At 43.5% G+C, this 25152-nt stretch carries 23 protein-coding genes (1 of these 23 cut by a window edge); 13 read left to right on the top strand and 10 right to left on the bottom strand.

The genetic code is table 11. From position 1 onward, the window contains the following. Nucleotides 1-2312: the 5' portion of a ribonucleoside-diphosphate reductase subunit alpha gene (locus MUK70_RS26615; protein ID WP_234606049.1), read on the bottom strand. 133 nt of this gene lie to the left of the window's left edge; only the first 2312 of its 2445 coding nucleotides appear in the window; its start codon is at nucleotides 2310-2312; the stop codon falls past the left edge of the window. 449 nt (nucleotides 2313-2761) lie between these two features. Between MUK70_RS26615 and MUK70_RS26610 the strand changes: the two genes are divergently transcribed. The 8 genes from MUK70_RS26610 to MUK70_RS26575 all read left to right on the top strand — a co-directional run bounded on the left by MUK70_RS26610 (nucleotide 2762) and on the right by MUK70_RS26575 (nucleotide 9674). Continuing rightward, nucleotides 2762-3673, top strand: a complete 912-nt coding sequence (locus tag MUK70_RS26610) for a TIM barrel protein (RefSeq protein ID WP_234657128.1) — start codon at nucleotides 2762-2764, stop codon at nucleotides 3671-3673. 130 nt (nucleotides 3674-3803) lie between these two features. Next, on the top strand, nucleotides 3804-4058 hold the full coding sequence (locus tag MUK70_RS26605) for a type B 50S ribosomal protein L31 (RefSeq protein ID WP_234605158.1): 255 nt from the start codon (nucleotides 3804-3806) through the stop codon (nucleotides 4056-4058). A gap of 148 nt (nucleotides 4059-4206) precedes the next feature. Then, complete coding sequence (locus tag MUK70_RS26600) at nucleotides 4207-5403, top strand: putative sugar nucleotidyl transferase (protein WP_234657129.1); 1197 nt, start codon at nucleotides 4207-4209, stop codon at nucleotides 5401-5403. Between the two features lie 33 nt (nucleotides 5404-5436). Continuing rightward, the gene (locus MUK70_RS26595; protein ID WP_234657130.1) at nucleotides 5437-6555 is read left to right on the top strand and encodes a DNA polymerase III subunit; all 1119 of its coding nucleotides are present in this window, start codon (nucleotides 5437-5439) and stop codon (nucleotides 6553-6555) included. Further along, nucleotides 6552-7022, top strand: a complete 471-nt coding sequence (locus tag MUK70_RS26590) for an ATP-dependent zinc protease family protein (protein ID WP_234605162.1) — start codon at nucleotides 6552-6554, stop codon at nucleotides 7020-7022. The genes MUK70_RS26595 and MUK70_RS26590 overlap by 4 nt, the downstream gene beginning before the upstream one ends. 28 nt (nucleotides 7023-7050) lie before the next feature. Further along, entirely contained in the window at nucleotides 7051-7953 is a 903-nt protein-coding gene (gene rimK, locus MUK70_RS26585) for a 30S ribosomal protein S6--L-glutamate ligase (RefSeq protein ID WP_234605165.1), read from the top strand. A gap of 211 nt (nucleotides 7954-8164) precedes the next feature. Further along, nucleotides 8165-9097, top strand: coding sequence for a hydroxymethylbilane synthase (gene hemC, locus MUK70_RS26580; protein WP_234657131.1), 933 nt, complete (start codon nucleotides 8165-8167; stop codon nucleotides 9095-9097). Between the two features lie 82 nt (nucleotides 9098-9179). Next, nucleotides 9180-9674, top strand: a complete 495-nt coding sequence (locus MUK70_RS26575) for a hypothetical protein (protein ID WP_234657132.1) — start codon at nucleotides 9180-9182, stop codon at nucleotides 9672-9674. 107 nt (nucleotides 9675-9781) lie between these two features. Here MUK70_RS26575 and MUK70_RS26570 read toward each other — a convergent pair whose 3' ends face one another. Then, nucleotides 9782-12697, bottom strand: coding sequence for a TonB-dependent receptor (locus tag MUK70_RS26570; RefSeq protein WP_234657133.1), 2916 nt, complete (start codon nucleotides 12695-12697; stop codon nucleotides 9782-9784). Nucleotides 12698-13006: 309 nt separating this feature from the next. Here MUK70_RS26570 and MUK70_RS26565 point away from each other — a divergent pair, with 309 nt between their 5' ends. Both MUK70_RS26565 and MUK70_RS26560 read left to right on the top strand, forming a co-directional pair. Continuing rightward, a complete protein-coding gene (locus MUK70_RS26565; RefSeq protein WP_234657464.1) occupies nucleotides 13007-14077 on the top strand; it encodes a sensor histidine kinase in 1071 nt (356 codons plus the stop codon). Beyond that, nucleotides 14074-14808, top strand: coding sequence for a LytR/AlgR family response regulator transcription factor (locus MUK70_RS26560; protein WP_234657134.1), 735 nt, complete (start codon nucleotides 14074-14076; stop codon nucleotides 14806-14808). Before MUK70_RS26565 ends, MUK70_RS26560 begins: the two co-directional genes overlap by 4 nt. Before the next feature lie 9 nt (nucleotides 14809-14817). On the opposite strand, the gene uvrA is transcribed toward MUK70_RS26560, so the two are convergent. After that, entirely contained in the window at nucleotides 14818-17670 is a 2853-nt protein-coding gene (gene uvrA / locus MUK70_RS26555) for an excinuclease ABC subunit UvrA (protein WP_234657135.1), read from the bottom strand. 212 nt (nucleotides 17671-17882) lie between these two features. Between uvrA and MUK70_RS26550 the strand changes: the two genes are divergently transcribed. After that, nucleotides 17883-18047 carry a hypothetical protein gene (locus MUK70_RS26550; RefSeq protein WP_234605176.1) on the top strand — a complete coding sequence of 55 codons (165 nt, stop codon included), beginning with the start codon at nucleotides 17883-17885 and terminating at the stop codon, nucleotides 18045-18047. On the opposite strand, the gene MUK70_RS26545 is transcribed toward MUK70_RS26550, so the two are convergent. The 4 genes from MUK70_RS26545 to MUK70_RS26530 are packed head-to-tail and all read right to left on the bottom strand — an operon-like array spanning nucleotide 18019 to nucleotide 20477. Beyond that, nucleotides 18019-18633 (bottom strand): IMPACT family protein, encoded by a 615-nt coding sequence (locus MUK70_RS26545; protein WP_234657137.1) that lies wholly within the window; start codon nucleotides 18631-18633, stop codon nucleotides 18019-18021. The genes MUK70_RS26550 and MUK70_RS26545 overlap by 29 nt on opposite strands. Then, a complete protein-coding gene (locus tag MUK70_RS26540; RefSeq protein WP_234657139.1) occupies nucleotides 18623-19810 on the bottom strand; it encodes an MFS transporter in 1188 nt (395 codons plus the stop codon). The genes MUK70_RS26545 and MUK70_RS26540 overlap by 11 nt, the downstream gene beginning before the upstream one ends. Nucleotides 19811-19861: 51 nt before the next feature. Further along, entirely contained in the window at nucleotides 19862-20032 is a 171-nt protein-coding gene (locus MUK70_RS26535; RefSeq protein ID WP_234657141.1) for a hypothetical protein, read from the bottom strand. A gap of 4 nt (nucleotides 20033-20036) precedes the next feature. Continuing rightward, complete coding sequence (locus MUK70_RS26530; protein ID WP_234657142.1) at nucleotides 20037-20477, bottom strand: DUF6934 family protein; 441 nt, start codon at nucleotides 20475-20477, stop codon at nucleotides 20037-20039. Nucleotides 20478-20580: 103 nt separating this feature from the next. On the opposite strand from MUK70_RS26530, the gene corA reads away from it, so the two are divergent. Beyond that, nucleotides 20581-21525, top strand: a complete 945-nt coding sequence (gene corA / locus MUK70_RS26525) for a magnesium/cobalt transporter CorA (RefSeq protein WP_234657143.1) — start codon at nucleotides 20581-20583, stop codon at nucleotides 21523-21525. Between the two features lie 3 nt (nucleotides 21526-21528). Here corA and MUK70_RS26520 read toward each other — a convergent pair whose 3' ends face one another. Then, nucleotides 21529-22356 (bottom strand): FkbM family methyltransferase, encoded by an 828-nt coding sequence (locus MUK70_RS26520; protein WP_234657144.1) that lies wholly within the window; start codon nucleotides 22354-22356, stop codon nucleotides 21529-21531. Between the two features lie 93 nt (nucleotides 22357-22449). Beyond that, nucleotides 22450-23334, bottom strand: coding sequence for a glycosyltransferase family protein (locus tag MUK70_RS26515; RefSeq protein WP_234657145.1), 885 nt, complete (start codon nucleotides 23332-23334; stop codon nucleotides 22450-22452). A 207-nt stretch (nucleotides 23335-23541) separates the two neighbouring features. On the opposite strand from MUK70_RS26515, the gene MUK70_RS26510 reads away from it, so the two are divergent. Next, on the top strand, nucleotides 23542-24537 hold the full coding sequence (locus MUK70_RS26510) for a ribonucleoside-diphosphate reductase small subunit (RefSeq protein WP_234605191.1): 996 nt from the start codon (nucleotides 23542-23544) through the stop codon (nucleotides 24535-24537). 41 nt (nucleotides 24538-24578) lie between these two features. On the opposite strand, the gene MUK70_RS26505 is transcribed toward MUK70_RS26510, so the two are convergent. After that, a complete protein-coding gene (locus tag MUK70_RS26505; RefSeq protein WP_234657146.1) occupies nucleotides 24579-25034 on the bottom strand; it encodes a regulatory protein RecX in 456 nt (151 codons plus the stop codon). Between the last annotated feature and the right edge of the window lie 118 nt (nucleotides 25035-25152).

Below are 25152 nucleotides of genomic sequence, written 5' to 3'. Positions count from 1 at the left end.
ACAACTGTCGCAGGCTCGATCTGCGGCTCTGCTTGCTTGCTTAATGTGAATTGAACCGGATCAGAAGCTGCACGGGTGCGGAGATAGTACATTCCCGTTTTCAATCCTTTCTTCCATGCGTAGAAGTGCATTGAAGTCAACTTACCAAAATTCGCTTCTTCCATAAAGATGTTGAGCGATTGCGACTGGCAAATGAATGCACCGCGGTCAGCCGACATATCGAGCAGACTGCGCTGCTTAATTTCCCAAGCCGTTTTATACAGATCTTTAACGTTCTGCGGAATGTTTGGAATAGCCTGAACAGATCCGCTTGCTCGAACTAGGTTGTTTTTCATTTCCTCGTTCCAAAGTCCTAGCCTTACCAAGTCTTTGAGCAAATATTTATTTACCACAACAAACTCTCCCGAAAGAACCCTTCTTACATATATATTAGATGTGAATGGCTCGAAACATTCATTGTTACCCAAAATCTGGCTGGTAGAAGCCGTAGGCATCGGCGCTAGCAGCAACGAGTTGCGAACACCATGTTGAATAACTCCCTTTCTCAGTTTCTCCCAATCCCAGCGATTGCTTTCCGGTGTAACATTCCACATATCGAATTGAAAAATTCCTTGTGAAATAGGACTTCCGGCCCAAGTCTCATACGGACCAAGCTTTTCCGCCAGCTCCATAGAAGACTCCATTGCACCGAAATAAATGGTTTCGAAAATGTCCTTATTCAACTGACGTGCTTCATCCGAATCGAAAGGCATGCGCATCAGGCAGAATGCATCCGCTAATCCCTGCACACCGATTCCAATCGGGCGGTGCCTTTTGTTGCTTTTTTCTGCCTCAGGAACTGGATAGTAATTCAGGTCAATGATCTTATTCAGGTTGCGGGTGATCACTTTTGTGATCTCGTACAACTTCTGATGATCAAAACGCATGAAACCGTCTGGTCCTTGCTCGATGAATTTTGGCAATGCGATGGAAGCAAGATTACAAACCGCAACTTCATCCGGAGCAGTATATTCAATGATCTCGGTGCAAAGGTTTGAAGACTTAATCGTTCCCAGGTTTTTCTGGTTGGATTTGCTGTTTGCATGATCCTTATACAACATATAAGGAGTACCCGTCTCGATTTGCGATTCCATGATCGCGAACCAAAGATCTTGCGCCTTTATAGTTTTGCGCGCTTTGCCTTCCAGTTCATATCTCTCGTAAAGCTTCACGAAATCCTCGCTGTGCGTATCTGAAAGTCCAGGACATTCGTGCGGACAGAATAACGACCAGGTGTCATTCGCCTCCACACGTTTCATGAAAAGATCCGGAATCCACAATGCATAGAACAAATCCCTTGCGCGTTGCTCTTCTTTTCCGTGGTTTTTCTTCAAGTCAAGGAAATCAAATATGTCGGAATGCCAGGGCTCCATATATATAGCAAAAGAACCTTTACGCTTTCCACCTCCCTGATCCACATATCTTGCTGTATCATTAAATACGCGAAGCATGGGGACAATGCCATTCGATTGACCATTCGTTCCTTTAATATAAGTGCCCGTTGCGCGCACATCGTGAATGCTCAAACCAATCCCACCGGCAGATTGCGAAATCAATGCGCAATTCTTTAATGTATCGTAAATTCCATTAATGCTGTCTTCCTTCATCGTCAACAGGAAGCAAGATGACATTTGCGGTTTCGGCGTTCCTGCATTGAACAATGTTGGCGTTGCGTGTGTAAACCATTTTTCAGAAAGCAAATGATACGTTTCAATCGCAGCCTGAACATCTTCCTGGTGAATCCCGATCGCAACCCGCATCAGCATGTGTTGGGGTCTTTCTACGATTTTACCGTCAACCTTTAATAGGTAAGATTTTTCAAGGGTTTTGTAACCAAAATAATCATAGGCATAATCGCGGTCATATATAATGGTCGAATCTAAAAGAGACGCATTTTGACGGATAATTTCGTAAACTTCCTTGGCGATCAAGGAAGCATTTTCACCTGTTTTGCCATCAACATATGTGTAAAGTCGTTTCATGGTTGCTGAAAACGACTTCAATGTATTTTTATGAAGGTTCGAGATTGCAACACGGGCTGCTAGAATCGCATAGTCCGGGTGCTTGGTGGTCATGGATGCGGCTGTCTCAGCAGCAAGGTTATCCAGTTCCGCAGTGGTTACGCCGTCATAAATGCCGGAAACAACCTTTTTGGCGACCTCTATGGGTTGGATATAATTTGTATCAAGCCCATAGCTTAATTTCTCGATGCGCGCGGTGACCTTGTCGAACTTGACCGATTCTCGGCGACCGTCGCGTTTTATTACATACATTGACATGTTAATGTGTTGTTTTGAAGGAAGTTAGTGATGAATTTTACCCTGGACTTTCAATAGAAGTGAGACTTAAAATCTCCTGAAATAACACGAAAAATATTACAATCGCAATCAGTAATGTTGGCCGGTTTTTGGGTTTATAGGGATAATCCAAATTATTAAATTGTTAAGATTCTAGAAGCTAGGCAATTAAGAATTATTTGCATTAAAATGGAACCGCGAAATTTTTTACAAAAAATTAATATAAAAAATTTGTAAACTTTTTTTTAAAAATAATTTGGACAACTAAAATTTTTATCAATCAAAAATTTGAAAATCAGCTTGTTATAACGAATAATTTATTTATATATATTCTAAATAAGTGAACTTTAAGTTTAGGAAAGCGGCAAATCACATTATCAGTATCTACACAAGCTTCTCATAACACTGATCAAAACAAGGACATTATGACTAAGATTAACACTTCCCCATCGCGCAGAGATTTCATCAAAACCTCCACAGGAATTGTGACGGGGCTTGCAGCCGGACTTACCGTGCCTGAAATCGTGTTTGCTAAAAATACCGGGCCTGGATATGCCTTGCAACTTGGCGTTTTTGCAGCTTATGATAAGGCTGATTATTTGCGGGAGTCAGGGTGTACATATATAGAGGAGTCGGTTGGGAATTTTTTGATCCCGAAAGATGGCGATCCACAATACGCTAAAAACCTGCAACAGCTTCGGGATGAGAAGTTCCCGATCAAATCCTACGTCATCTTGCTGCCGGGAAGCTTGAAAACGCTCGGGCCGGATGCCAATCATGAAGCGATTTTGGAAAGAACGGACCTTGTTTTAAAGCGTGCGAAAGAATGTAAATCACAATATGTGGTTTTTGGAAGTGGAGCTTCCCGGATCATCCCGGAGGGCTTTGACCGGGAAAAAGCAAAAACACAACACATTGAGTTAACCAAGAAAATGGCGCCGCTGGCTGAAAAATATGGCGTAACAATTGCCGTAGAGCCATTGAATCGAGGAGAAACTAATTTTATAAATAGCTTAGCAGAGGGCGTTGAAATTGTGGATGCCGTAAAAAGCCCCAGAGTGAAGCTCTTGTGCGACATTTTCCACATGTTAAAGGAAGATGAGTCACCGGATGAAATTGTGAAATTTGGTAAGCACATTGTGCATTGCCACATTGCCGAGAAAGAAAACCGCACACCGCCAGGAGTAAAAGGCGACGATTTCAGGGCTTATCTAAGTGCATTGAAAAAGATCGGTTACAAAGGCGGATTATCCATTGAATGCTTCACTTATACGGATTTCGACAAAGAAGCGCGGAGAGGCGTGGAAGTGCTGAAACAGCAATTGAGTGAAGTTTAATCACTTACAGTTTCACAGATCAAAGTTTTATCAAAAAGATAGCCTTTCATTTCTTGGTTTAATAAATAAGAATTTTTACTTTTGCAATCCTTTTTGAGAATTGTATCGAAACACATAATACCATATATCAATGAAAAAAGACATTCATCCCAATTATAGAGACGTAGTTTTCTGGGATCTATCTAGCGATTTTAAATTCATTACGCGCTCTACTATAGAAACCAGCGAAAACATCACTTGGGAAGATGGCAAATCTTACCCGGTTTATAAAGTGGAGGTTTCTTCTCAGTCGCACCCTTTCTACACAGGTAAAAATGTACTTGTAGATACTGCCGGCCGTGTAGACAAGTTCAGAAAACGTTACGGAACGCAGAAAGAAGCTTAATTAGCACATTATTGATCGCAAGGTCATTAATCTCTTTTTATACCGAAATTAAAGAAGCAGTCTCTTGTAAAATGTACAAGAGACTGCTTCTTTTTTTGCCTAACAAAAAAAATGGGCGAACTTTGACCCCACATACTAGCATCAAAATATGCCTACCATTATTCTTTTTGACGATCCCGCAGTCCGACTTCAACTTTTACCATTTACATACACCCGACCGGTTTCGGCAATTCGTTGCGGAATCAGTAAAATTTCTGAAAAGTGGAGCCTGTGGCTTGATACCGCTGTATCGTACCAAACCTCTGACTATTTAGCAGCGGCATTTCCAGTGTTAACAGCTTCTGATAGCATTTATATCAATGGCGGCCTTTGCCCGGATGCTGGTCTTGTTGACGCAATCGAAAAACTGCCGGCACAATCAGCACTGATTTCTGGTGATGACGTACTTGCAATCAGAAGCAACGAGCTCTGGAAGCCTGATATGAGCATTTCGGCTTATGAGCGTCAACATTATTCCGGCTCGTTTACATTGATCCGAAACGTTTGGGACATATTTGCATTCAATGGTGAGCAGATCGAAATCGATTTTGCAAGAATAACAGCGAACAAAAATTCAGAGCCGCTTACCGATCCTTTTACACAGTGCTATAACCCTGAAAATATCTTCATTGAAAGTGGCGCCATAATAAAAGCCTCAATTCTGAATGCTGAAAAGGGGCCCATTTACATTGGAAAAAATGCATTGATCCAGGAAGGCTCAATGATTCAGGGGCCGTTTTCAATTGGAGAAGGCAGCGTGCTTGCGCAGGGAACAAAAATTCGCCCTAACACAACCGTTGGGCCGTTTAGCAAGCTGGGCGGCGAGGTAAGTAACTGTGTTATATTTGGTTATAGCAACAAGGGGCATGACGGTTATCTGGGAAATTCGGTGCTGGGCGAATGGTGTAATCTGGGCGCGAACACGAATAATTCGAATTTGAAGAATGACCATAGCAATGTGAAATTGCATAGTTACGTGACTAATGATCTGGCTGACACAGGTTTAAAGTTTTGCGGCTTGATGATGGGCGATTATTCCAAAGCCGGAATTTCAACCATGTTCAACACAGGCTCCGTCGTTGGCGTAAGTGTAAATGTATTCGGCGCAGGATTTCAGGCGAAGCATACGCCTTCATTTTCCTGGGGCGGTAATGCAGAAGGATTTTCAGAATATAGATTCGAAAAGGCGCTTCACGTGGCAAAAGACACTGTGAGCCGTCGCAATCTCACATTCGGAGAGCATGATGAACAGATTTTAAGATCTGTTTTTGAACAAACCCAACAGCAACGTGATCTGAAAATTTAGAACATTAATTCATTTTAGATAAAATCACCCACCGTGCTTTTCAGAGAAATACCGGGACTTGAACATATAAAATCAACGTTAAGGCGCTCGGTGAAGAACAGCCACTTGGCTCATGCACAGCTGTTTGATTCACCTGCTGGCGGTGGCGGCCTTGCATTGGCGCTTGCTTTCGCAACTTATATTAATTGTGAAAATAAAGGCGAAGAGGATGCTTGCGGCGTTTGTGCTTCCTGCGCAAAAATGGCCAAACTGATCCATCCCGATTTTCACTTCATTTTCCCCATTGCGACTTCCAAAAAGATCGACGGCAAAACCAGCGAAGCTTTTCTGGGTTTATGGCGTTCATTTTTGTTAGAAAATCCATACCGGGTTTTGCCAGAATGGCTTGATCACATTAGTGCTGAAAACAAGCAGGGCAACATTTCCGTGGAGGAAGCACGCGGCATTTTGAGAAAATTATCGGTGAAGGCTTATGAGGGAGAATACAAAATCCTCTTAATCTGGAAACCGGACATTATGAATGCGGCTTCCTCGAATGCGATATTGAAAATATTGGAAGAGCCGCCCGAAAAGACGCTTTTTTTACTCGTAAGTGACCAATCAGATAAGCTGTTAACAACCATCATTTCCCGGACGCAACGCATTACGGTTCCTGCGTTTTCAGATGAGGAAGTGCGCTATTTTTTGAAATTGCAACAGGTTAGTGACACCGCAGCCAAATCGATTGCTTATTTGTGTGATGGAAATTTGTCGGAAGCGTTGAAATTAGTCCAGGATGCAGAGGACGACCGTTCTGGCTGGTTTGCAGGCTGGATGCGTTCTTGCTATAAATATGACATTTCACATTTGGTAAAGCTGGCCGATAATTTCGATGTCATGAACAAGGAAAAGCAAAAAGGCCTGCTCGAATATGCATTAAGGCTTTTCCGCGACATGCTTATTTGGAGCCATGGCGCCGGAGAATTGCTGCGTGTTCCGGATGAAGAGCTTACATTTGTGCAAAACTTCTCGAAAGCAGTTAACTTTGATTCGCTTGAAAAAATGATCGAAGAGGTAAATCTGGCTTATTATCATATGGAACGGAATGTGCGCGCAAAAATGGTTTTTCTGGATCTGTCCTTGACAGTTGCTCATTTTTTCCAACGGCGATGAAGCAATCATTGGACATTATCGGTGCCACGGACATTGTTGATCTGCCCGATCTGGGCTGGTTTGATGTTCCGGTCCGCATTGATTCCGGGGCGACCACTTCGTCCATACATTGTTCTCGCGTCCGGCTGATTAAAGGAGGAGACCAGCCGCAATTGTGTTTTTATCTGGATGCAAAAAGAGGCGCACCACAACAATCCTTCACCGTCACCGACTTCAAAGAAACTATTGTACGAAATTCGTCGGGAAAAGAGGAGAAACGTTATGTGATCAAGACAAAGATTACAATCTTTGGCAAAAAAATACGAACAGAATTTTCACTCGCCAACCGGCGTAAAATGAGGTATCCAATCCTTTTAGGGCGCAAATTGCTGAAAAAGCGCTTTTTGGTGGATGTCTCGCAAAAAGACTTATCCGCTACAAAGCGTTCAAAGGCATCTCACCGTTCTCACGTCCGACACCAATCCTGAATTTCCCTACCTTCAATTTTAGTTATTTATGAAAATCGCCGTATTATCCACCAATCCCGACCTTTATTCAACTAAGCGTCTGGTGGAGGCAATTAAACAAAAAGGTCATCAAGCAGTGGTTATAGACCATGTGAAATGCTTTGTGATGATCGAAGGAGGCAAACCCACCATCATTTATAAAGGACAACCCATCACTGAAATCGACGCAGTCATTCCAAGGATTGGCACATCTGTGAATGCATTTGGCTGTGCTGTTGTGAGGCAGTTGGAATTAATGAAGGTGTTTACGACTGTTAAGTCGCAGGCAATTCTTCGTTCCCGTGACAAGCTACGAAGCATGCAAGTGCTGGCGAAATCGGGTGTGGACATTCCGAAAACGGTTTTTGCCAAAAACCCTGCACAGGTTAATGAGCTGATCCACATGGTAGGCGGCCCACCGGTGATCATTAAATTACTGGAAGGAACGCAAGGCGTCGGGGTGGTTTTGGCAGAAACAATCAAAGCCGCAAAATCCACTATTGAGGCTTTTTACGGATTAAAGGCCAATTTCTTGATACAGGAATACATTGCAGAATCGAAAGGAGCTGATATCCGTGCTTTTGTAATCGGCAACAAAGTCATCGCCGCCATGAAACGGCAAGGTCACGAAAGCGATTTCCGCTCTAACCTGCATCGAGGCGGCGAAGGACATTTGATCGAGCTTACCGCAGAGGAAGAACACACGGCCATTGCGGCAGCCAAAGCATTAGGCGTCAGAATCGCGGGAGTGGATCTTTTACAATCAGAAAGAGGCCCGCTGGTCATGGAAGTGAACTCTTCCCCCGGTCTGCGCGGAATTGAAAAAGTAAGTGGAATCGATATCGCTTCTTTGATTATAGCTTATATAGAAGATAAGATTGTTATGGACGAAGGGGATACGGTTGGGGTTTGAATCTTGCGTATTTTTGGCAAGCCTATGACAAAATTGATGCAAAGATGATAAGCTATGATCGCAAGTCGGAGATTCTGTCAGGAAGCGGAAATTGAGTTTAGCAATGATTAGAAAACTGAATGAAATCTTGCATATTCCAGCTGATATATTAATACAAGCTTACTAATTGATGAATATTTTGTCTCGAAGAGACATTCCAAGAAGGTAAACCATGCATATAAAAATAGGGACGCGCGGCAGCAAATTGGCTCTTTGGCAGGCGCATTATGTTGAGGAGCTGCTGAATGAGGGCGGCGTTGAGACGGAAGTTGTTATTATTGAAACAAAGGGTGATAAAATCCTGAACCGCGCTTTGTCCAAAATTGGCAGTAAGGGTGTTTTTACGCAGGAATTGGAAGATCAGTTACTGGATGGCAGCATTGACATTGCGGTTCACAGCGCGAAGGATCTGCAATCGCAGCTTGATGATGCTTTTGAACTTATTGCTTATACAGAACGCGAGAAAGCAAATGACGTTTTGGTAAGCCATAACAACGAGCTATCGCTTAAAAGTGGCGAAACTTTTATAGTGGGAACGTCCTCAACGCGCAGGATTGCTGTTTTAAGACATTTTTATCCGCACATTCAAACTGTTGACATGCGTGGAAATCTGCAAACGCGCCTGGGAAAGCTGAATGAAGGCCATTGCGATGCCTTGCTTCTTGCATACGCAGGCGTACACAGGATGAAGTATGACGACAAAATTGCTGAACATTTGTTGCTGGACGAATTTACGCCAGCAGTTGGGCAAGGAAGCGTTGCCATTGAATGTGCCGTAAACTTATGCGGCGAAAAGAAAGCAATGGTCAAAAGCTTAACTAACCACCCAGAAACAGAAACGTGCCTACTCGCAGAAAGAGCATTCCTGAAACGACTCCAAGGCGGATGCAGCATTCCGGTTTTTGGAATGGCCACATTAAAAGATGATCAAATTAACATTACGGGCGGCATTATCAGCCTGGATGGCAAAGAACTGATCAGAAGGACGGAAACAGGCTCAATCTCATTTCCAGAAGAGTTGGGAACGGCATTGGCAAACGAATTGCTCGAAGCTGGGGCTGATCGGATTTTAAGGGAGATTCGGGAACAAATTCCCGTTAAATAATCCAAGTCCAACGCTTATTCACTAGAATAGGAATGTGAAATGGAAGATTGATATCATCGCAACTAATTTAAAATAATTAGCGATGAAAACATTTCACTTACTTGGTTTGCTTTTAATGTTCGGCTTAATCTTTTCCTGCTCAAAAGAAAAATCTGATGGGCCGATTCCTAAGCCTAACTTGGAGAAAATTGTTGGCAAGTATCAATTACCTACGGAGGAATCAGTAAGACGAAACGAGAAACGTCTATGGACGATAAGCAAGGCCGATGATAGCCATGTTAAAATAGTAGAAGATCTAACGATCGATGCTGATGGTAAGAATCCCAAAATCACTAGTCGTATTTTTGATAACGTAACTGTGAAAGAATATGAATCTGGCATAACCTTTCTTAGGTTCGATGGCTTAGTGTTAAAAGATTCCGACTTTACAGTTAATGGACATAAAAATTATATAATATATGGAAATGGTAGTGTCCAACCAAATGTAATACACGCCACATTGCACGCTAAAGATTTGAATTCAGAAGATGTAATTCCATTTAGCAACGGATTATTGGAACTAATAAAACTTGATTAATGATTGAATCAAGCACCCACCAAAGAATATAGTGTACAACTCCAATTGAAAAAGGTGAAGCCCGAACAAACGTCCGGGCTTCGCCTTTTTCAATATCATCCAAAAACTTATTCTTTCTTAGTCGAATCCGCTGGAACCGTTGGCTTAACAGGAATTGCGGTCGAATCAGCTGGTAATGCCGGTTTTGCAGTTGAGTCGGCGGGAACAGCTGGTCTGGCTGTCGAGTCTGCTGGCATAGCCGGTCTTGCAGTCGGATCGCCTGGCATTGCTGGTCTCACGGTTGAATCTCTTATCATTGAATCTGGTCTCATACCTGACTGTACCGGCATTCCTTGTCTTGCTGGACTTGCTGTGCTATCTGCATTGACTGGTCGTGCTCCTTGTGGGCGACCACCTGCTGGTGCGGCACCTGGGGCGCCTGTTCTTGGAGATGGAACTGTGATGGCTGGTGCTGCACCTTGTACTGCTCCGCCTGACACGCCCGCATCCATTCCGCCGCCACCATCGCTTTTCTGATCGTCATTGTTAACCGATTTTCTTCTGCGTGTTTTTTGCTCGGTGAATGTCATTTTACCCAAACGGTAAGAGAAATTGACCCGAAAGCCTCTGTTGAACAGATAGTTTGTATTATTCTGTGTAAATGATGGTGTTTCAAGCTGCGTCTTCATTTTGAATGATGGAGCCAGGAAATTTTCCATTCCAAATCCAATGCTTCCGCGCTTGTTGGTAAAATCCTTCTTGATTCCCAGGTCATACATTCTGAATCCGGCTTGTGTTCCTTGAAGCTGAACATCGCGTCCTCTCATGAAACCACCCGCTTGCAATCCCCAGCCATTTTTAATGTTAAGGCTCGTTCTGAAACGTCCGCTTAATACAAAACCTGTGTTGGAAGCGGCCAATAAAGGATTGGGATTATTATTCGTAAGATCTGCGTAGTAAGCGTCAAAACCTCCTCCTACTTGCCATCTTTTAAAGAATGTCATGTTTCCAAACACATTCACCCCATAATTTTTCTTTGAACCAATGTTACCGTAAGTTGTCGTAATGATACCTTGGTCATTGGTTGTACGAATGCTTTCAATTGAACTATTGGTAAAACGTGCAAATGTCGAGACGTTTACGTAAAGTGAATTTTTGAAAAAGCTTGTTCCCAACTCAACCTGATCCGTCAATTCGGGACGGAGTTGCGGGTTACCCACAGTGATGTTCTGTGGGTTCGCCGCATTTACATTAGGGTTTAGGAATTGAATGCCTGGACGTTGAAGGCGACGGTTGTAACCCAACTTAATGGTTTGACCCTTGCCAAATGTTTGGGACAAATTAAGACTTGGCACCAGGTTGCTGTAAGCCGGAATGCTCAGGTCGCCCTGCTCACCCTGCGTTGCGTCAATGCTCGTATACTCGTAACGCGAGCCCGCCTTCACTGTAAATTTGCTTTTCGTTGTATATGTGTAGGAGAAATACCCCGCCGCAACATTCTGATCATAGTTCAGGCTGCTTGCTGCCTGTGGCGTGTCAATTGTATTGTAATAATCAAAATTACTTACCACCTGACGGAAAATGCCCTTCCCACCAAACTCAATCAACTGATTATCCTTCACCGGAGTCTGGTAATCCACCTGAATTGTGCTTTCCTGGTTGTGACTGGCGTTATTGTTTCCCTGCTGCCCCAGCAATTCCTGACGGATTGCATCATTGCTCAAAGAATAAATGTCCGCGTCAAAATCGTTAGTCCTGTTGTTACGGCTGAATTGCGTAGAAATGCTCAACTCCTGCTGAGGCTTGCTCAATGTTTTGATATAATCCACATTTACATCCCACGTTCCTGACAAGTCTTTTGTATTTACATCCCGGAAGCTATTGCGCGTTGTGCCGTCGCTTTGTGTGTTGAATGTTGACAAATCCTGCGAATTCCGCATGTTTCGCATCCCGTAACGAACACCTGCTGAAAGTGAGGTTTTGGAATCGATCTCGTAATCCCATCCAAAATTGTAAGAACCGAAAGCCATTTTGTTATCCGACTCAGTCATTTGGCGGATAGAGAATTTCTCAATTTTACCCACTTGCAGGTTTTCAGATTTACCAGGCATATTATAGTTAAACCGGCCAAAACCTCCCAAGCTGAAACCCATTTTACCAATTCTGTAATTTCCTCTTAGTCCCAGGTTTGAACCCCTGTTTCCTATGCCCGTATCCAGATTCAATGTTCCACCCTGGATCGTGCTCTTTTTTGTGACAATGTTAATGATCCCGGCTGAGCCTTCCGCGTCATATTTAGCTGATGGAGAAGTGATTACTTCAACAGATTTAATCATATCAGCAGGAATCTGCTTCAATGCGTCTGCTACGCTGGTTGCGATAATGGTCGAAGGTTTATTATTAATCAAAACCCGAACATTGGAACTCCCTCGTAGTGAAACATTTCCGTCCAAATCGACCGTTAACATCGGCACTTTCTTCATCACGTCCGAAGCGTCACCGCCCTTGCTGGTAATGTCTTTTTCATTATTATAAACAAGCCTGTCCACTTTCTCCTCGATCAATTGCGCCATTCCGACAACCTCAACCTCATTCAACTGAACCACATCTGCCGCAATGTTGACATTGCCCAGGTCAAGTTCTGTTTTACGGTCAATTTTAATGTCATTAAGGGTTTTGGTTTTATATCCGATGAAGGAAATCAAGATCTTGAAATTTCCCGACGCCACTTTAGTAAGCTCAAATGCGCCTTTTTCGTCAGTCGTCGTTCCGTCGATTGGATTATTGGTTTTCACATCAACAAGTGCAAGTGATGCAAATTCAACTGGTTTCTTGCTTGCCGAATCCACAAGGAATCCTTTGATTCGACCATTTCCTTTTGGCATATCTTCCGCAGTTCCCGGAATTACCGTCTGGCGCTGTGGGCGATCATTGCCGCCACCGCGATTTCCGCCGAATCCGCCACCTCCGGGGAATTGTGCTGAGGCAGCGAGGCTCAGCAGCGTTAGTAAAATAATAGGAGTAACTTTTTTTATCATGTCCATGGTTGTATTGCAAAAAATTTGTTCGATTTCAATTTCAAAGTAAATACCTTAATTCCACAATAATCCGGGCAATAGATGGAGAGGACACTTCCACCGATCAAAACCTGCTTTTAGCCGATAAGTCCCCTACGATCATTCTTGGAATAGTACACAATGGCCAAATGCGACGCCCAGGTTGCTTTATAGATAATTGGCGCTCATCAGTCGGTATTTGCTGGGTGTTAATCGATTGGAGTAGGCACTTTGAAATATTCCCCTTATGATTGTAATTGCAAGCTACGTTTGCTGCACTCACCTAATGAATACATGATGGACGCTAGTACCGCACGAAAATATCCTCCATTCTTTCTGCATCTTCTGGGATGGACCTTCCTGGCTCTGTTCCTAATGTGGCAGCCGCTTAGCTGGCAGATTCAGTTTCCGGTTACGTTTTGGGTTAAACAAGCCGTCCTTTTTACTTTGCTAATCGGCATTTTCTACCTTAATTACTACTTTTGGTTTCCAAAATTCCTTGCGAAGAATCGTTACAGCCGCTTTATATTGCTCAATCTGGTATCTGTCATTATGCTGGCTGTGGTCATTGAGCAGGTCAAAATTGCCATTAATCATGGTGAACAAATGGATCGCGCATTCAAAACTGCCCGTGAAGCAAACGGAGACAAAAAGCCGCAGGACAGACTGGATTATTTCTCACTCATGACTGCATTGCTGATAATCGGGATCAGCACCAGTGTGGCTGCGGTGAAAGATGTGCAGCGGGATAAGCAATACAGGGAGAATCTGGAAAAGGAAAAGATCAATTCCGAGTTGTCGTTTTTAAAAGCGCAGATCAATCCGCACTTCTTTTTTAATACATTAAATAACATATATGCACTGACAGTCATTGATGTAGAGGCGGCCAGAGAGGCGTTGCACAAGCTTTCTCGCATGATGCGTTACGTACTTTATGAAACGCAACACGGCACGGTTCTGCTAAGTCAGGAAATTGCTTTTGCTCAGGATTATATTCAATTAATGCAATTACGGCTTACCGATAAAGTAACCGTTCACCTCGATCCGCCAAGCCCGTTGCACGACGTGTCCATTGCGCCGATGCTGTTTTTGCCTTTTATAGAAAATGCGTTTAAACACGGTGTCAGCGCAGTGCAACCCAGCCGGATTGACATTCAGATCAGACAAGACAAGAATAAAATTTTTGTTGAGGTAAAAAACACATTGTTTACTGATAAAAGGGCGATTTTGGATGAAAGCAATGGCATAGGACTGGTAAACACGCAGCGTCGGCTCGACCTTTTATATCCAGGAAAATATCAGCTGGAAGTGAACGAGAACAAAGAAGAGAAAGAATTTGAAGTTCATTTGGAATTAGAAACTGCATGAGCGTATTAGAATGCATCGCAGTAGACGATGAACCATTGGCATTGGGACTTGTTTGCACATTTATTGAAAAAACACCGTTTCTGTCCCTTGCAGGCCGATATTCAAGCGCGGTGGAAGCATTACAAGCCCTCCACACGAAACAGATCGATGTCATTTTTTTAGATATTCAAATGCCCGATCTAACTGGCATTGAACTCGCCCGTGTGATTGACAAGTCGGACATGCGTGCACCGAGGATTATTTTTACAACAGCATTTAACCAATATGCGCTGGATGGGTTCCGCGTGGACGCACTTGACTATCTCCTAAAACCCTTTAATTACGAAGAATTCCTCCGAGCCGCTTCCAAAGCACAGGCTTATAATGAACTGGTTATCAAAGCATCAGCAGCCAATGTGCCTGAACAAAAGGAAGGTTATTTATTTTTAAAAGTTGAATATCAGCTCGTAAGAATTGCGTACGATGATATTCTTTACATGGAAGGACTGAAAGATTATGTGAAAGTGCATTTAAAAACGGATGCTAAACCCATTCTTTCACTAACGAGTTTAAAGGCTTTGGAAGAAAAACTTCCGGTTTCAAAATTCATGCGCGTTCACCGCTCGTTTATCGTGAATCTGGATAAAATCAGCGCTGTAACAAAAAATACCATCCAAATCGGCAGCATGACGATTCCCGTCAGCGACCAGCATAAGGATGGTTTTAATCAGTTTTTGAGCAAATGGATGTAGAAGGAAAGGCTATTTCAACTCTTCCTTCAAAAAATGTCCCGTGTAACTTCCCTTAACCTTCGAGACTTTCTCAGGCGTTCCCTCGGCAATGATCCGACCACCTTGCGCGCCGCCTTCAGGGCCCACGTCAATGACGTAATCTGCAACTTTAATTACGTCCAGATTATGCTCGATAATGAGGACTGTATTGCCTTTTTCAACCAATTTGTTCAAGACATTCAGTAAATGCTTGATATCCTGGAAATGCAAACCCGTTGTCGGCTCATCCAGAATGTATAACGTCTTGCCGGTGTCGCGTTTCGAAAGTTCCTCGGAAAGCTTAACGCGCTGCGCCTCGCCTCCTGAAAGTGTCGTGGCATGTTGACCTAATGTAATGTAACCCAAGCCCACATCATTCAATGTCTGCACTTTGCGCAAAATCCTGGGTTGGTTTTCAAAGAATTCCAATGCAGATTCCACTGTCATGTCCAGAATATCCGCAACCGATTTCCCTTTAAAACGCACTTCCAATGTTTCCCGGTTAAAGCGCTTGCCTTTGCAGGTTTCACAATTGATGTGCACATCCGGCAGGAAATCCATCTCAATCTTCTTCATTCCCGCGCCTTCGCAATCCTCGCAACGACCGCCTTTTACATTAAATGAGAAACGGCCAGGCTTGTAACCTCGAATCTTCGCTTCGGGTAATTCTGCAAAAAGTGCCCTAATGTCTGTAAATAAGTTCGTGTACGTCGCTGGATTTGAGCGCGGTGTCCGCCCAATAGGTGATTGGTCCACTTCAATAACCTTATCAATATTTTCTAAACCCTCGACTGATTTGTACGGCAGCGGTTCTCTTCTCGACTTATAAAAGAATTGATTCAATAACGGAAAGAGCGTTTCGTGGATCAGCGACGACTTCCCGCTCCCACTAACACCGGTAACGCAAACCATCGTCCCCAGCGGAAACGTCATGTTTACATTTTTGAGATTGTGACCTGTGCAGCCTTTGATTGAAATGGTTTTGCCCGTTCCCTTTCTGCGCTTCTTAGGCACATCAATGGCGGTTCTGCCACTCAAATATTCCGCAGTTAATGAGCCATTTTGGAGAAAAACTTCCGGCGTTCCGGCTCCTACAACATTGCCACCATGACGTCCGGCTCCCGGACCAATGTCTAAAATATAGTCCGAAGCAAGCATCATATCCTTATCATGCTCCACAACCAAAACTGTATTCCCAAGATCGCGCAAACTCTTCAAAGAATTGATAAGCCGCACATTATCACGCTGATGCAAACCAATGCTAGGCTCATCCATAATGTAAAGCACACCGGTAAGCTGCGTTCCGATCTGCGTTGCGAGCCTGATGCGCTGCGCTTCTCCACCTGAAAGCGTCCTTAATGCGCGATTCAATGTTAGATAATCGAGACCCACATCAAGTAAGAACCCAACTCTTTTTCGTATTTCTTTTAAAACTTCGTGACCAATGACACGCTGTTTTTCCTCCAATCTATCTTCCAGATTCACAAGCCAATCGGCCAGCACGCGAATGTCGCTGTTGGACAGATCCGCAATGTCTTTTTTATCAATCCTGAAATGCAGGGATTCCTTCCGCAGTCGCTTGCCGTCACATTCCGGACAGGTTTGAATGGTCATAAAATCCTTCAACCAATCCTGAATTTTATCGTTTCCGCTCTCTTGCTGACGTTTCAGAAAGTTAATAATTCCGTCAAATTTGGTTTCCCACTCCGTTCCAGGATATTTTTTGGAAGGAACAGGAACGGCGTCTTCACTTCCGTAAAGCACAAGTTTCATCGCTTCATCAGGGAATTTATCCAAGGGCGTGGCGAGGGTAACTTTAAAAGGTTTTAACAAAGCCTCCAATTGCTTGAAAATCCACGCTTCCCGATATTCGCCCATCGGCGCAATGCCGCCTTTGGTAATGCTTAATGATTTGTCCGGCATAATGGACTCTTCCGTGATTTCTTCAATCATTCCCAAACCCTGACAAGTCGGACACCAGCCGTAAGGTGAGTTGAAAGAGAATGCATTAGGCGCAGGGTCATCGTAACTTATGCCCGATTCCGGATCCATCAGGTTTTGAGAAAAATAGTAAGTTTCTCCTTTTTCATCCAAAACCATTAATGCGCCTTTCCCTTGCTTTATTGCCGTCGCAACGGACTGGCTCAACCGATATCGCGACTGCGGATCTTCCGATTCCTTTTTTGGAACAACACGATCGATAACGATCTCAATGTCATGGACTTTATAACGATCCAGCTGCATTTTCGCTACAATCTCCTGAACTTCGCCATCGACACGAACCTTATTATAACCAAGTCGTGCGATTTGAACAAAAAGCTCTCTGTAATGTCCCTTCCGGCCTTTCACAGCAGGCGCGAGTAAAATAATTTTCTGTCCTAAAAACTGTGTAAATAATTGATTAATGATCTGATCCTGCGATTGCTTGACCATTTTCCGGCCCGTGACATAGGAAAATGCCTCACCAGCGCGGGCGTAAAGCAACCTCAGAAAGTCATAAATTTCGGTAACTGTCCCAACCGTCGAGCGCGGATTCCGGGAGGTGGTTTTTTGTTCAATGCTGATAACGGGCGACAAACCGCTGATCTTGTCCACGTCCGGCCGCTCCATTTCACCAATAAAACCACGTGCATAGGAAGAAAAACTCTCCATATAACGGCGCTGACCTTCTGCGTAAATCGTGTCGAAAGCCAATGAAGATTTCCCGCTCCCGCTGATGCCTGTGACCACGACAAGCTTGTTGCGCGGAATGTTAACATCAATGTTTTTAAGGTTATGCTCGCGCGCACCTTCCACTTCAATCAAATCCTGGCCTTCAAGCTCAGTAGCATTCAAATGTTCCAAAATGATATTTTCGTTTGCGATAAGTTCAGTAAAACTGGTTATTGGATAACCCGAAAAACTCGCCCAGAGTTGCAAAGTTTCCCTACAACATTGCGGCTTGCGCGGACGGGCTGCTAAAATAGATAATAAGTAATGTTGCCTGCGTGTTCTTTGTTATTTTAGCAAAAATTTGCTGCCATCCGGCGTCAAATCCACATTAAAAAAACCAGATCATGAAAATCAACAACGAAAGTGAATACGAAAAAGCCTCGGAACGGGCGGACGAAATCTTTGGCGCAAAAAAAGGAACGCCGGAAGAAAAGGAGTTGCAGGAATTGCTGAAAGCAATAAAGGAGTATGACGATGACTTTATCCGGATGTTAAAAGCGAATGAGTAAGTCCCTCAATCTGCTCGCAACGCGCGATAAACCTCTCCGTGCTCGCCACACGAACTTCCGCAACCAATCGACATTCCATTTCAAAAACCTGCTCTCTAACAGGCAGTTCCATCTCCTTCACAATCCGCATGACATCATTCATTTGCGGATACGAAAAGTTGAGTTGATATAAATTGTAAAAATGCCGGATAACAATTTCCGAATGGCTTAAAGCATCCTCTGTCGCCAACTTATAAGCATTGATCAAGCCCGGAACACCAAGTAATGTTCCACCGAAATAACGCACCACAACGACCAGCAGATTTGTCACGTTTCGGGAATACAATGTGTTAAGGATCGGCCTGCCAGCGGTTCCCGACGGCTCGCCGTCATCGCTCATGCGGTAACTCATGCGATCCGCGCCCAGTCTGTAAGCATAGCAATGATGCACGGCTTTCGGATGCAGCTCTCGCAATGCTGCTAAATGGGCTTTTGCATCTGTTTCGCCCTCAATTGGGAAACTGTATGCCAGAAATTTGCTGCCTTTGTCTTTGAAAAAACCTTCTGCTGGCCCGGTGACGGTCTGGTAACTATCGTCAAATAACACGGGCGCGGCGTTTTTTAAATTGATAAATCAAGACTGTATAAATTAATGCGGCCAATGCAAAGCCGGCCATGACGAAGAAAACCAGCGGCAAATTCCCACGCTGATTTGCAAAAAGCTCAGCCGACAAAAAGGCTCCTAATCCAATGCCCGCTTCCAAAGAAATGAACATCGTAGCAATGGAACGCCCCCGGTTGTCATCCCGGCTCAAATCCACCGTCCAAGCTGAAAGCACCGGCGAAAGAATTCCCATCGACATGCCAAAAAATGCAGCGCCGACAAAAAACATCGGGACAGAATCCGCATAACCTGTTATGATCATCGCAATAATGAGCACAATGCAGCCTGCAATAGTCACGGGAATCCGGCCGTGCCTGTCCGAAATCTTTCCGGCAAAAAGCCTGATCAAAATCGAGAAAATAGTGAAAAACATGAAGTAGAAACCGCGGTTTTGTAATCCCAGATAGCCGCTAAAATCCGGCGTAACCGTCGCCACAGCACCGTATCCAAAATAGCAAAGAAATGTTACAAGCGCCGGACTAAAAACAGCAGGCTCAAAAATATCTCTTCTGGTAATTTGAAATGCTTTCAGCGAAAGACGCTCTTTCTTAACAAGCGTTTCCTTCATATTCAACAAGATCGCAATGGACAGAAACGCAAACAGCGAAGAAGTGTAAAACAATGCATTCAGGGAAAACGCCTCGCTAATCATGCTCCCCACCGCTGGCCCGAATGCAGAACCGACGCCCATACACATCCCATGCACGCCCATCGCCTCTCCGCGCCTGTTGGCAGGAACAATGTCGGCGACGTAAGCTGAGGTCCCGGTTGGTTTGAAGCCCGTAGAAAAGCCATGAACCAATCTCAGCAGCAAAAACGGCATCACCGTCGTAAATATTGGATACAAAAATCCGCAGGCAAAGCAGACGATCGAGCCGAATGCCATAACGGGAACACGACCAATTCGGTCGGTTAAGCGGCCACTGAATGGACGGGAAAGTCCGGCTGTTAATGTAAATAAACCGATGATTGCGCCTTTATATTCGGCACCGCCCATCTTGGTAAGATATCCCGGCAATTCGGGAATGAGCATGTTGAAGCTGGAAGAAAATAGAAACGAACTGAGGCCAAGTAACCAGAATTGCGTTGTGAAGATACTTGGAGAACTTGTACTTTGCATCCTACAAAAGTACAGATTTGATCTAAAAAGCGAGGAACGTTTGGTAAGTACTTATAATTTGTCGGGAATGCCAAGGATGCTTAGGTCCACGCCGGCGAGGGTCTTTCTGGCTTGCTCCATCTTTCTTTTAATGAAAGGTGAATCGTTGTGCATGCCACTTTTCAGATTAGGATCAATTGTTGCCTTCGGGCCGTCAAACAAAGGTTTCTTTTTTGTTTCCATGATATCAATTAGGTTTTTGTTTTACAATAAACGCATCAAAACTAAAATCTGTTTCATAAGGCATTATCTCATCATTAAATATACCATAAACAATCAACCTGTTTTCCCAATTGGGCTTTTCTCTTCTTAAAATGATTTGATACATCCTTGTTCGAGAAGTGGTGCTTCCCTGAAAGTAAACAGCTTTATTCTTATGGGTTTCAAGAAACTCAAGCAGAATCTGAATAATCGTTGCTAAAACCATATTCATATCCTTGTTGTCAGTTACCGCACGATCATCAATCGCATTTTCATCAGCCAAATCGCCAAAAGCAAAGTTGTATATGTCGTCAGATATCGGTAAGAATTCAGCCTTTTTACAAATGATACGCTTTTCCGATATACTTTTAAAGGTAAAAGAAAGATAATCCTCCGAGGCCAGGTAGGGATAATAGTGATGTCTCAAAATAGTGTGTGATTAATTATTAAATCTGCGTGCAATTTAACTTAAATCCTCATTTTTAGAAATCCGTTTTTGGTGGTTCCTGGTTTTTTCCCAATTTTAAAAAATGGTACGCATATTTTATAAAGAAGGTCGGTTGATCAAGCGCGAGAATGATATTCGTGAACTTGGCAAAGTTAAAAATTTGGTTTGGGTTGATTTGCAGTCGCCGAGTGCGGAGGAAGAGGAATGGGTGGAAAACAAATGCAATATCAGCTTTCAGACGCCCCAGGAAATCGTTGAAATTGAGAGCAGTTCGCGGTTTTTTGAACAAAATGACACGATTAACGCCAACTCCAACTTTCTGCGCATTGATCAGAATGGATATGAAATGTATCCCGTTTCTTTTATTTTATATCAAAATGTGCTCTTCACTTACCGCCGTGGCGACTCTAAAACCTTTGCCGATACGGTCAAGAAAATGAAGGTGAGCACGGAAAGCATTCAGAGCGGCGTGGATTTTATGTTGCTGTTGCTTGAAACGCGGATTGAGGCAGATGCAGATTCATTGGAAGGCATTTCGCGTGACATTTCTGCCATTAGCAAAGACCTTACACACGAACAAAAAGCCCGGCAAGAAGTCCTCATCCGCATTAGTGGTTTACAGGAAATTACAATGATGCTACGCGAAACGAGCATTGACAAACAGCGCGTTCTATCAGGAATTTTAAGAAGTCAGTATTTCCCCGAAGACAGGAAGGAACATTTGCGGATTATACTGAAAGACGTGAGTTCGCTATTGGAATACACCACTTTCAACTTCGAGCGCCTTGAATATCTGCAAAATACATTCATGGGTTTGATCAACATTGAACAAAGCCAGGTGATTAAGATCTTCACCGTCGTGACGATCATTTTCATGCCGCCGACGCTTATAGCGGGGATTTTCGGAATGAATTACGATCACATTCCAACCACTTCTGAACCCTGGGGCTTTTGGGGTTCACTCTTTTTGATGGTGTTTTCTTCGGCAGTTGTACTCTGGTTTTTCCGGCGAAAACGCTGGATATAATCCTCATTCAGTAGGGGTGGCGTAGAAGTTGAAGGTTTTCCACTTGTTCATATCACGTGGGCCTTCAATTTTGATGATTTTCGCGTGCTCGTTGAAATCGGAAAAGTAATGTAGCGTGTATCCAAATTCCGAAACAATGTGATACAGTTCTGCCCGCTCTTCGGTGGTCGCTTTTGGAAAACACTCAGCCACAAGCACAGGCTTAAACTGGCGAATCAGATCACCGATCGATCTAATCACTTCCATATCAGCGCCTTCCACATCTACTTTAATGAAAGAAAGCTTGGATAGCAGTGAAGCGTAATTGCTTTTCAGGAATTTTTCGAGGTTAATCCCTTTAATTTTTTCAGGAAGCTGAAACGCGCCCTGGTCTTCAACGATCTCATTAGAAATGCCTCCATTTCCAAACGACGCCTCTGACGAGCTGTAAAAAAATTCACCGTCTTCCTTCGTGATCGCGTAAGGCAGGGGGACGATGTTGGTTTTATCAATATTTAACGAAACATTCTTCTCTAAAATCTTGAAAACGTGGGGATTAGGATCAAAACCAATGGTTGTGCCGGTTTTGCCAGTTGCTAATGCCATTGGGACCGTGGTGTCACCAATATTGGTTCCAATGTCAATGCACAGACTTCCCTTTGGAATAAATTTTTTGAAAAAATTGACTTCTTCTTGCGTTATCACCTTTCGGTTTACCAACGGGTTTTTCCAGTTAGCAAATGAAATTTCACCTTCCTCAGCCAGCACAAATGTGTCTGTTTTATGAGGATATTCCTGAAATTGGCGACGCGCTTTCTTTCTGGCGAGAGAATTTTTAAAATACTCAAACATGTAACGAGGAATTTCGTGAGTCTCTGAAACTACAATATTAAGTATTTAAACGCGAAATTATGTTATCGTTTTAGAGTCATTTATGCCCCCATTTCATAATAATCGATAGTTTCTGAACTCAAAGAGCCGTTTGCCAGTCCGTTTTTCATACCAGTATAGCAATGCATCTTTGAGCTTAAACCGCTTTTTGGAAGTGTCCAGTTCGACCTTCCAGCTTTGCCGCGCAATACGTTCCTTCATCACAGCCGGATGCGTCTCTTCAAAGCGTTTTAATGAATCGAATTCTTCATAATTGAAAAAATCCTCAGATTCCAAAATCTTCTCCCAAGCCTCTCCTTCATTCCAAAAACGGCTTACATTCTTCATTTTGGTTTTCATCTGCGCCGGACTTTTTACCCAACCATAATGATAGACCGCAGCGCCGGAATGCATCACATTCAATTTCTGACTTCCGCGCCTGAAACCCTGCGCATCGCGATAGGCTGAAATCGGCTGGCCTTTCGGATTCTTCTCATTCCTTATAATGCGGATTTCACGCCTGTACCACTTTCGGCTGTCGCCGATATAGTCATAAGTGCCGTAAAAATGAACATAATCAAAGAGTAAAGCCTCGACCCGCTCATCATTTAAGTAAAGTTTGCAAGAATCAATAATTGCCTGGTGATACTTTTCATGCACTGCCTCGTCGCCTTGAATATAAAATGCCCAGTCTGAATCGGGCGAGATTTGTTTTAAAGCCTTGTCCGTCTCCACGGCCAGCACTTTTCCGCCCGCCCGCAGCGACATATCCCACTCCGATTCCACGATCCTTATTTTGTCTGAGGGGATGGCCCTAATCAATTCCAATGTGTCATCATCGCTATACCCGACGCTCACCAGCATTTCGTCCACCACAGGCAAAATAGACGTGATTGCCTCTACAATCGGGTAATCGTTTATGATCGCATTTCTGATAATAGTGAATCCGGAAATCTTCAATGTAAGCGCAATTTAAAGTGATGTGAGCCTGACAAAGTTAGCTTATTCGTCCTAAGAATATCCCTTAGATAAGAATTCAATTTGATCATTTTCTCCTTGAATTTCCGAATCAAAGCGTGTAGATTTGTTTTCTCCAGTCCGGCAAATCTGGCCCGGATCCATCAACAAATTATATATCTGTTCCTCGTAAAAAAATTTTAAATAATTATGTCACAAGAACTTACCAGGCAGGAGCCCCTGTTAGTAGAAGATCCTTTGCGGTTTGTGTTATTTCCGATCAAACATTCCGATATCTGGGAAATGTACAAACGCCACGAAGCGTCTTTCTGGACAGCCGAAGAGATCGATCTTTCGCAGGATATGAAAGACTGGGAGAACCTGAACGACGGAGAGAGACATTTCATTTCCCACGTGCTTGCATTCTTCGCGGCTTCTGACGGGATTGTGAATGAAAACCTGGCAGTCAATTTTCTTAGCGAAGTACAATATGCCGAAGCGAAATGCTTCTACGGTTTTCAGATCGCGATGGAAAACATTCACTCTGAGACGTATTCATTGCTGATCGACACATACATTAAAGATCCGTCAGAAAAAGATTATTTGTTAAGAGCCATCGACACCATTCCATGCGTGCAGAAAAAAGCAGAATGGGCGTTGAAATGGATCAACAGTCCGGTGTTCGCAGAAAGGATCATTGCATTTGCAGCCGTGGAAGGAATTTTCTTTTCAGGATCATTCTGCTCCATTTTCTGGCTCAAAAAACGCGGCTTAATGCCAGGACTTTCATTCTCAAATGAATTGATTTCCCGCGACGAAGGCTTGCACTGTGAATTTGCTTGCTTGCTTTATACAAGACACATTGTCAACCAGTTACCGCAAGAGCGCGTGATTGAGATTATGATGGATGCGGTTAAAATCGAAAAGGAATTTGTAAGCGAAGCATTACCCGTTTCCCTGATCGGCATGAATGCGGACCTGATGAACCAATACATTGAATACATCGCCGATTTCTGGCTGGAAAGATTAGGTTGCGAAAAACAATTCGGCTCCGCTAACCCATTCGATTTCATGGAGTTAATCTCACTTCCAGGAAAAACTAATTTCTTCGAAAAACGCGTTGGTGAATATCAAAAAGCCGGTGTGATGAGTGGTGTGAAGGATAAAGATTCTGGGCATAAGATTTCGTTTGACTCGGATTTTTAATTTACGGCGAAGACTTCCCAAGTCTTAAAGACTTGGGAAGTCTATTCCAACTCTTCAACAGTCTTCCAAATCAACTCACTCTCGTAACCCTTCCCTAGCGCAAACCTCACCAATTTCTGTTTCAGTTTAAAAGGATCATTTTCCGTTTTCACAAGCAGATTTCTCTTCTTCTCTAGAAGCGCCTTCAACCCTTCCACATACGCCTTATCCTCAATCTCCCCCATCCCTTTTTCAATGCTATACTGACTGAGTCCGCGGCGATTCAGCTCCTGCCTGATCTTCATCCGGCCCCAGTTTTTGATGCGAAATTTTCCTCCTGCATAGGTTTTCGCAAAGCGTTCTTCACTCAAATAATTCATCGAAATCAGCTCCGCAATGAGCTCGTCGGCTTCATCACCCCACACATTCCACTTTTTCAGGCGCTGTCTCACCTCATCTTGCGTCCTTTCCTGATAAGCACAATAAGACGCTGCTTTTTGCAGGATTAAGCGATCCATGAATTGAATTTTATATTAAATATTCTTAACAAGGTGCAAGAATAAAGAAAATATCATTCGCTAATAACTATTTTTGGAATAATATAACCACCCCAAAACGACCCAAACCTGAACGATC

The sequence above is a fragment of the Dyadobacter chenwenxiniae genome (assembly GCF_022869785.1).
Lineage (GTDB): Bacteria > Bacteroidota > Bacteroidia > Cytophagales > Spirosomataceae > Dyadobacter > Dyadobacter chenwenxiniae.
Note: the sequence above shows the minus strand (reverse complement) of the source record. Positions and strands in the feature narration are given on the sequence as shown.

What these genes read in the sequence shown, in the direction of transcription:
- MUK70_RS26600 (WP_234657129.1), top strand. Translation starts at nt 4,207, where the DNA reads ATGCCTACCATTATTCTTTTTGACGATCCCGCAGTCCGACTTCAACTT.
- hemC (WP_234657131.1), top strand. Translation starts at nt 8,165, where the DNA reads ATGCATATAAAAATAGGGACGCGCGGCAGCAAATTGGCTCTTTGGCAG.
- MUK70_RS26570 (WP_234657133.1), bottom strand. Translation starts at nt 12,697, where the DNA reads ATGGACATGATAAAAAAAGTTACTCCTATTATTTTACTAACGCTGCTG.
- MUK70_RS26565 (WP_234657464.1), top strand. Translation starts at nt 13,007, where the DNA reads ATGGACGCTAGTACCGCACGAAAATATCCTCCATTCTTTCTGCATCTT.
- MUK70_RS26575 (WP_234657132.1), top strand. Translation starts at nt 9,180, where the DNA reads ATGAAAACATTTCACTTACTTGGTTTGCTTTTAATGTTCGGCTTAATC.
- MUK70_RS26510 (WP_234605191.1), top strand. Translation starts at nt 23,542, where the DNA reads ATGTCACAAGAACTTACCAGGCAGGAGCCCCTGTTAGTAGAAGATCCT.
- MUK70_RS26520 (WP_234657144.1), bottom strand. Translation starts at nt 22,356, where the DNA reads ATGTTTGAGTATTTTAAAAATTCTCTCGCCAGAAAGAAAGCGCGTCGC.
- MUK70_RS26610 (WP_234657128.1), top strand. Translation starts at nt 2,762, where the DNA reads ATGACTAAGATTAACACTTCCCCATCGCGCAGAGATTTCATCAAAACC.
- MUK70_RS26550 (WP_234605176.1), top strand. Translation starts at nt 17,883, where the DNA reads ATGAAAATCAACAACGAAAGTGAATACGAAAAAGCCTCGGAACGGGCG.
- MUK70_RS26560 (WP_234657134.1), top strand. Translation starts at nt 14,074, where the DNA reads ATGAGCGTATTAGAATGCATCGCAGTAGACGATGAACCATTGGCATTG.
- MUK70_RS26605 (WP_234605158.1), top strand. Translation starts at nt 3,804, where the DNA reads ATGAAAAAAGACATTCATCCCAATTATAGAGACGTAGTTTTCTGGGAT.
- corA (WP_234657143.1), top strand. Translation starts at nt 20,581, where the DNA reads ATGGTACGCATATTTTATAAAGAAGGTCGGTTGATCAAGCGCGAGAAT.
- MUK70_RS26535 (WP_234657141.1), bottom strand. Translation starts at nt 20,032, where the DNA reads ATGGAAACAAAAAAGAAACCTTTGTTTGACGGCCCGAAGGCAACAATT.
- MUK70_RS26505 (WP_234657146.1), bottom strand. Translation starts at nt 25,034, where the DNA reads ATGGATCGCTTAATCCTGCAAAAAGCAGCGTCTTATTGTGCTTATCAG.
- rimK (WP_234605165.1), top strand. Translation starts at nt 7,051, where the DNA reads ATGAAAATCGCCGTATTATCCACCAATCCCGACCTTTATTCAACTAAG.
- MUK70_RS26590 (WP_234605162.1), top strand. Translation starts at nt 6,552, where the DNA reads ATGAAGCAATCATTGGACATTATCGGTGCCACGGACATTGTTGATCTG.
- MUK70_RS26540 (WP_234657139.1), bottom strand. Translation starts at nt 19,810, where the DNA reads ATGCAAAGTACAAGTTCTCCAAGTATCTTCACAACGCAATTCTGGTTA.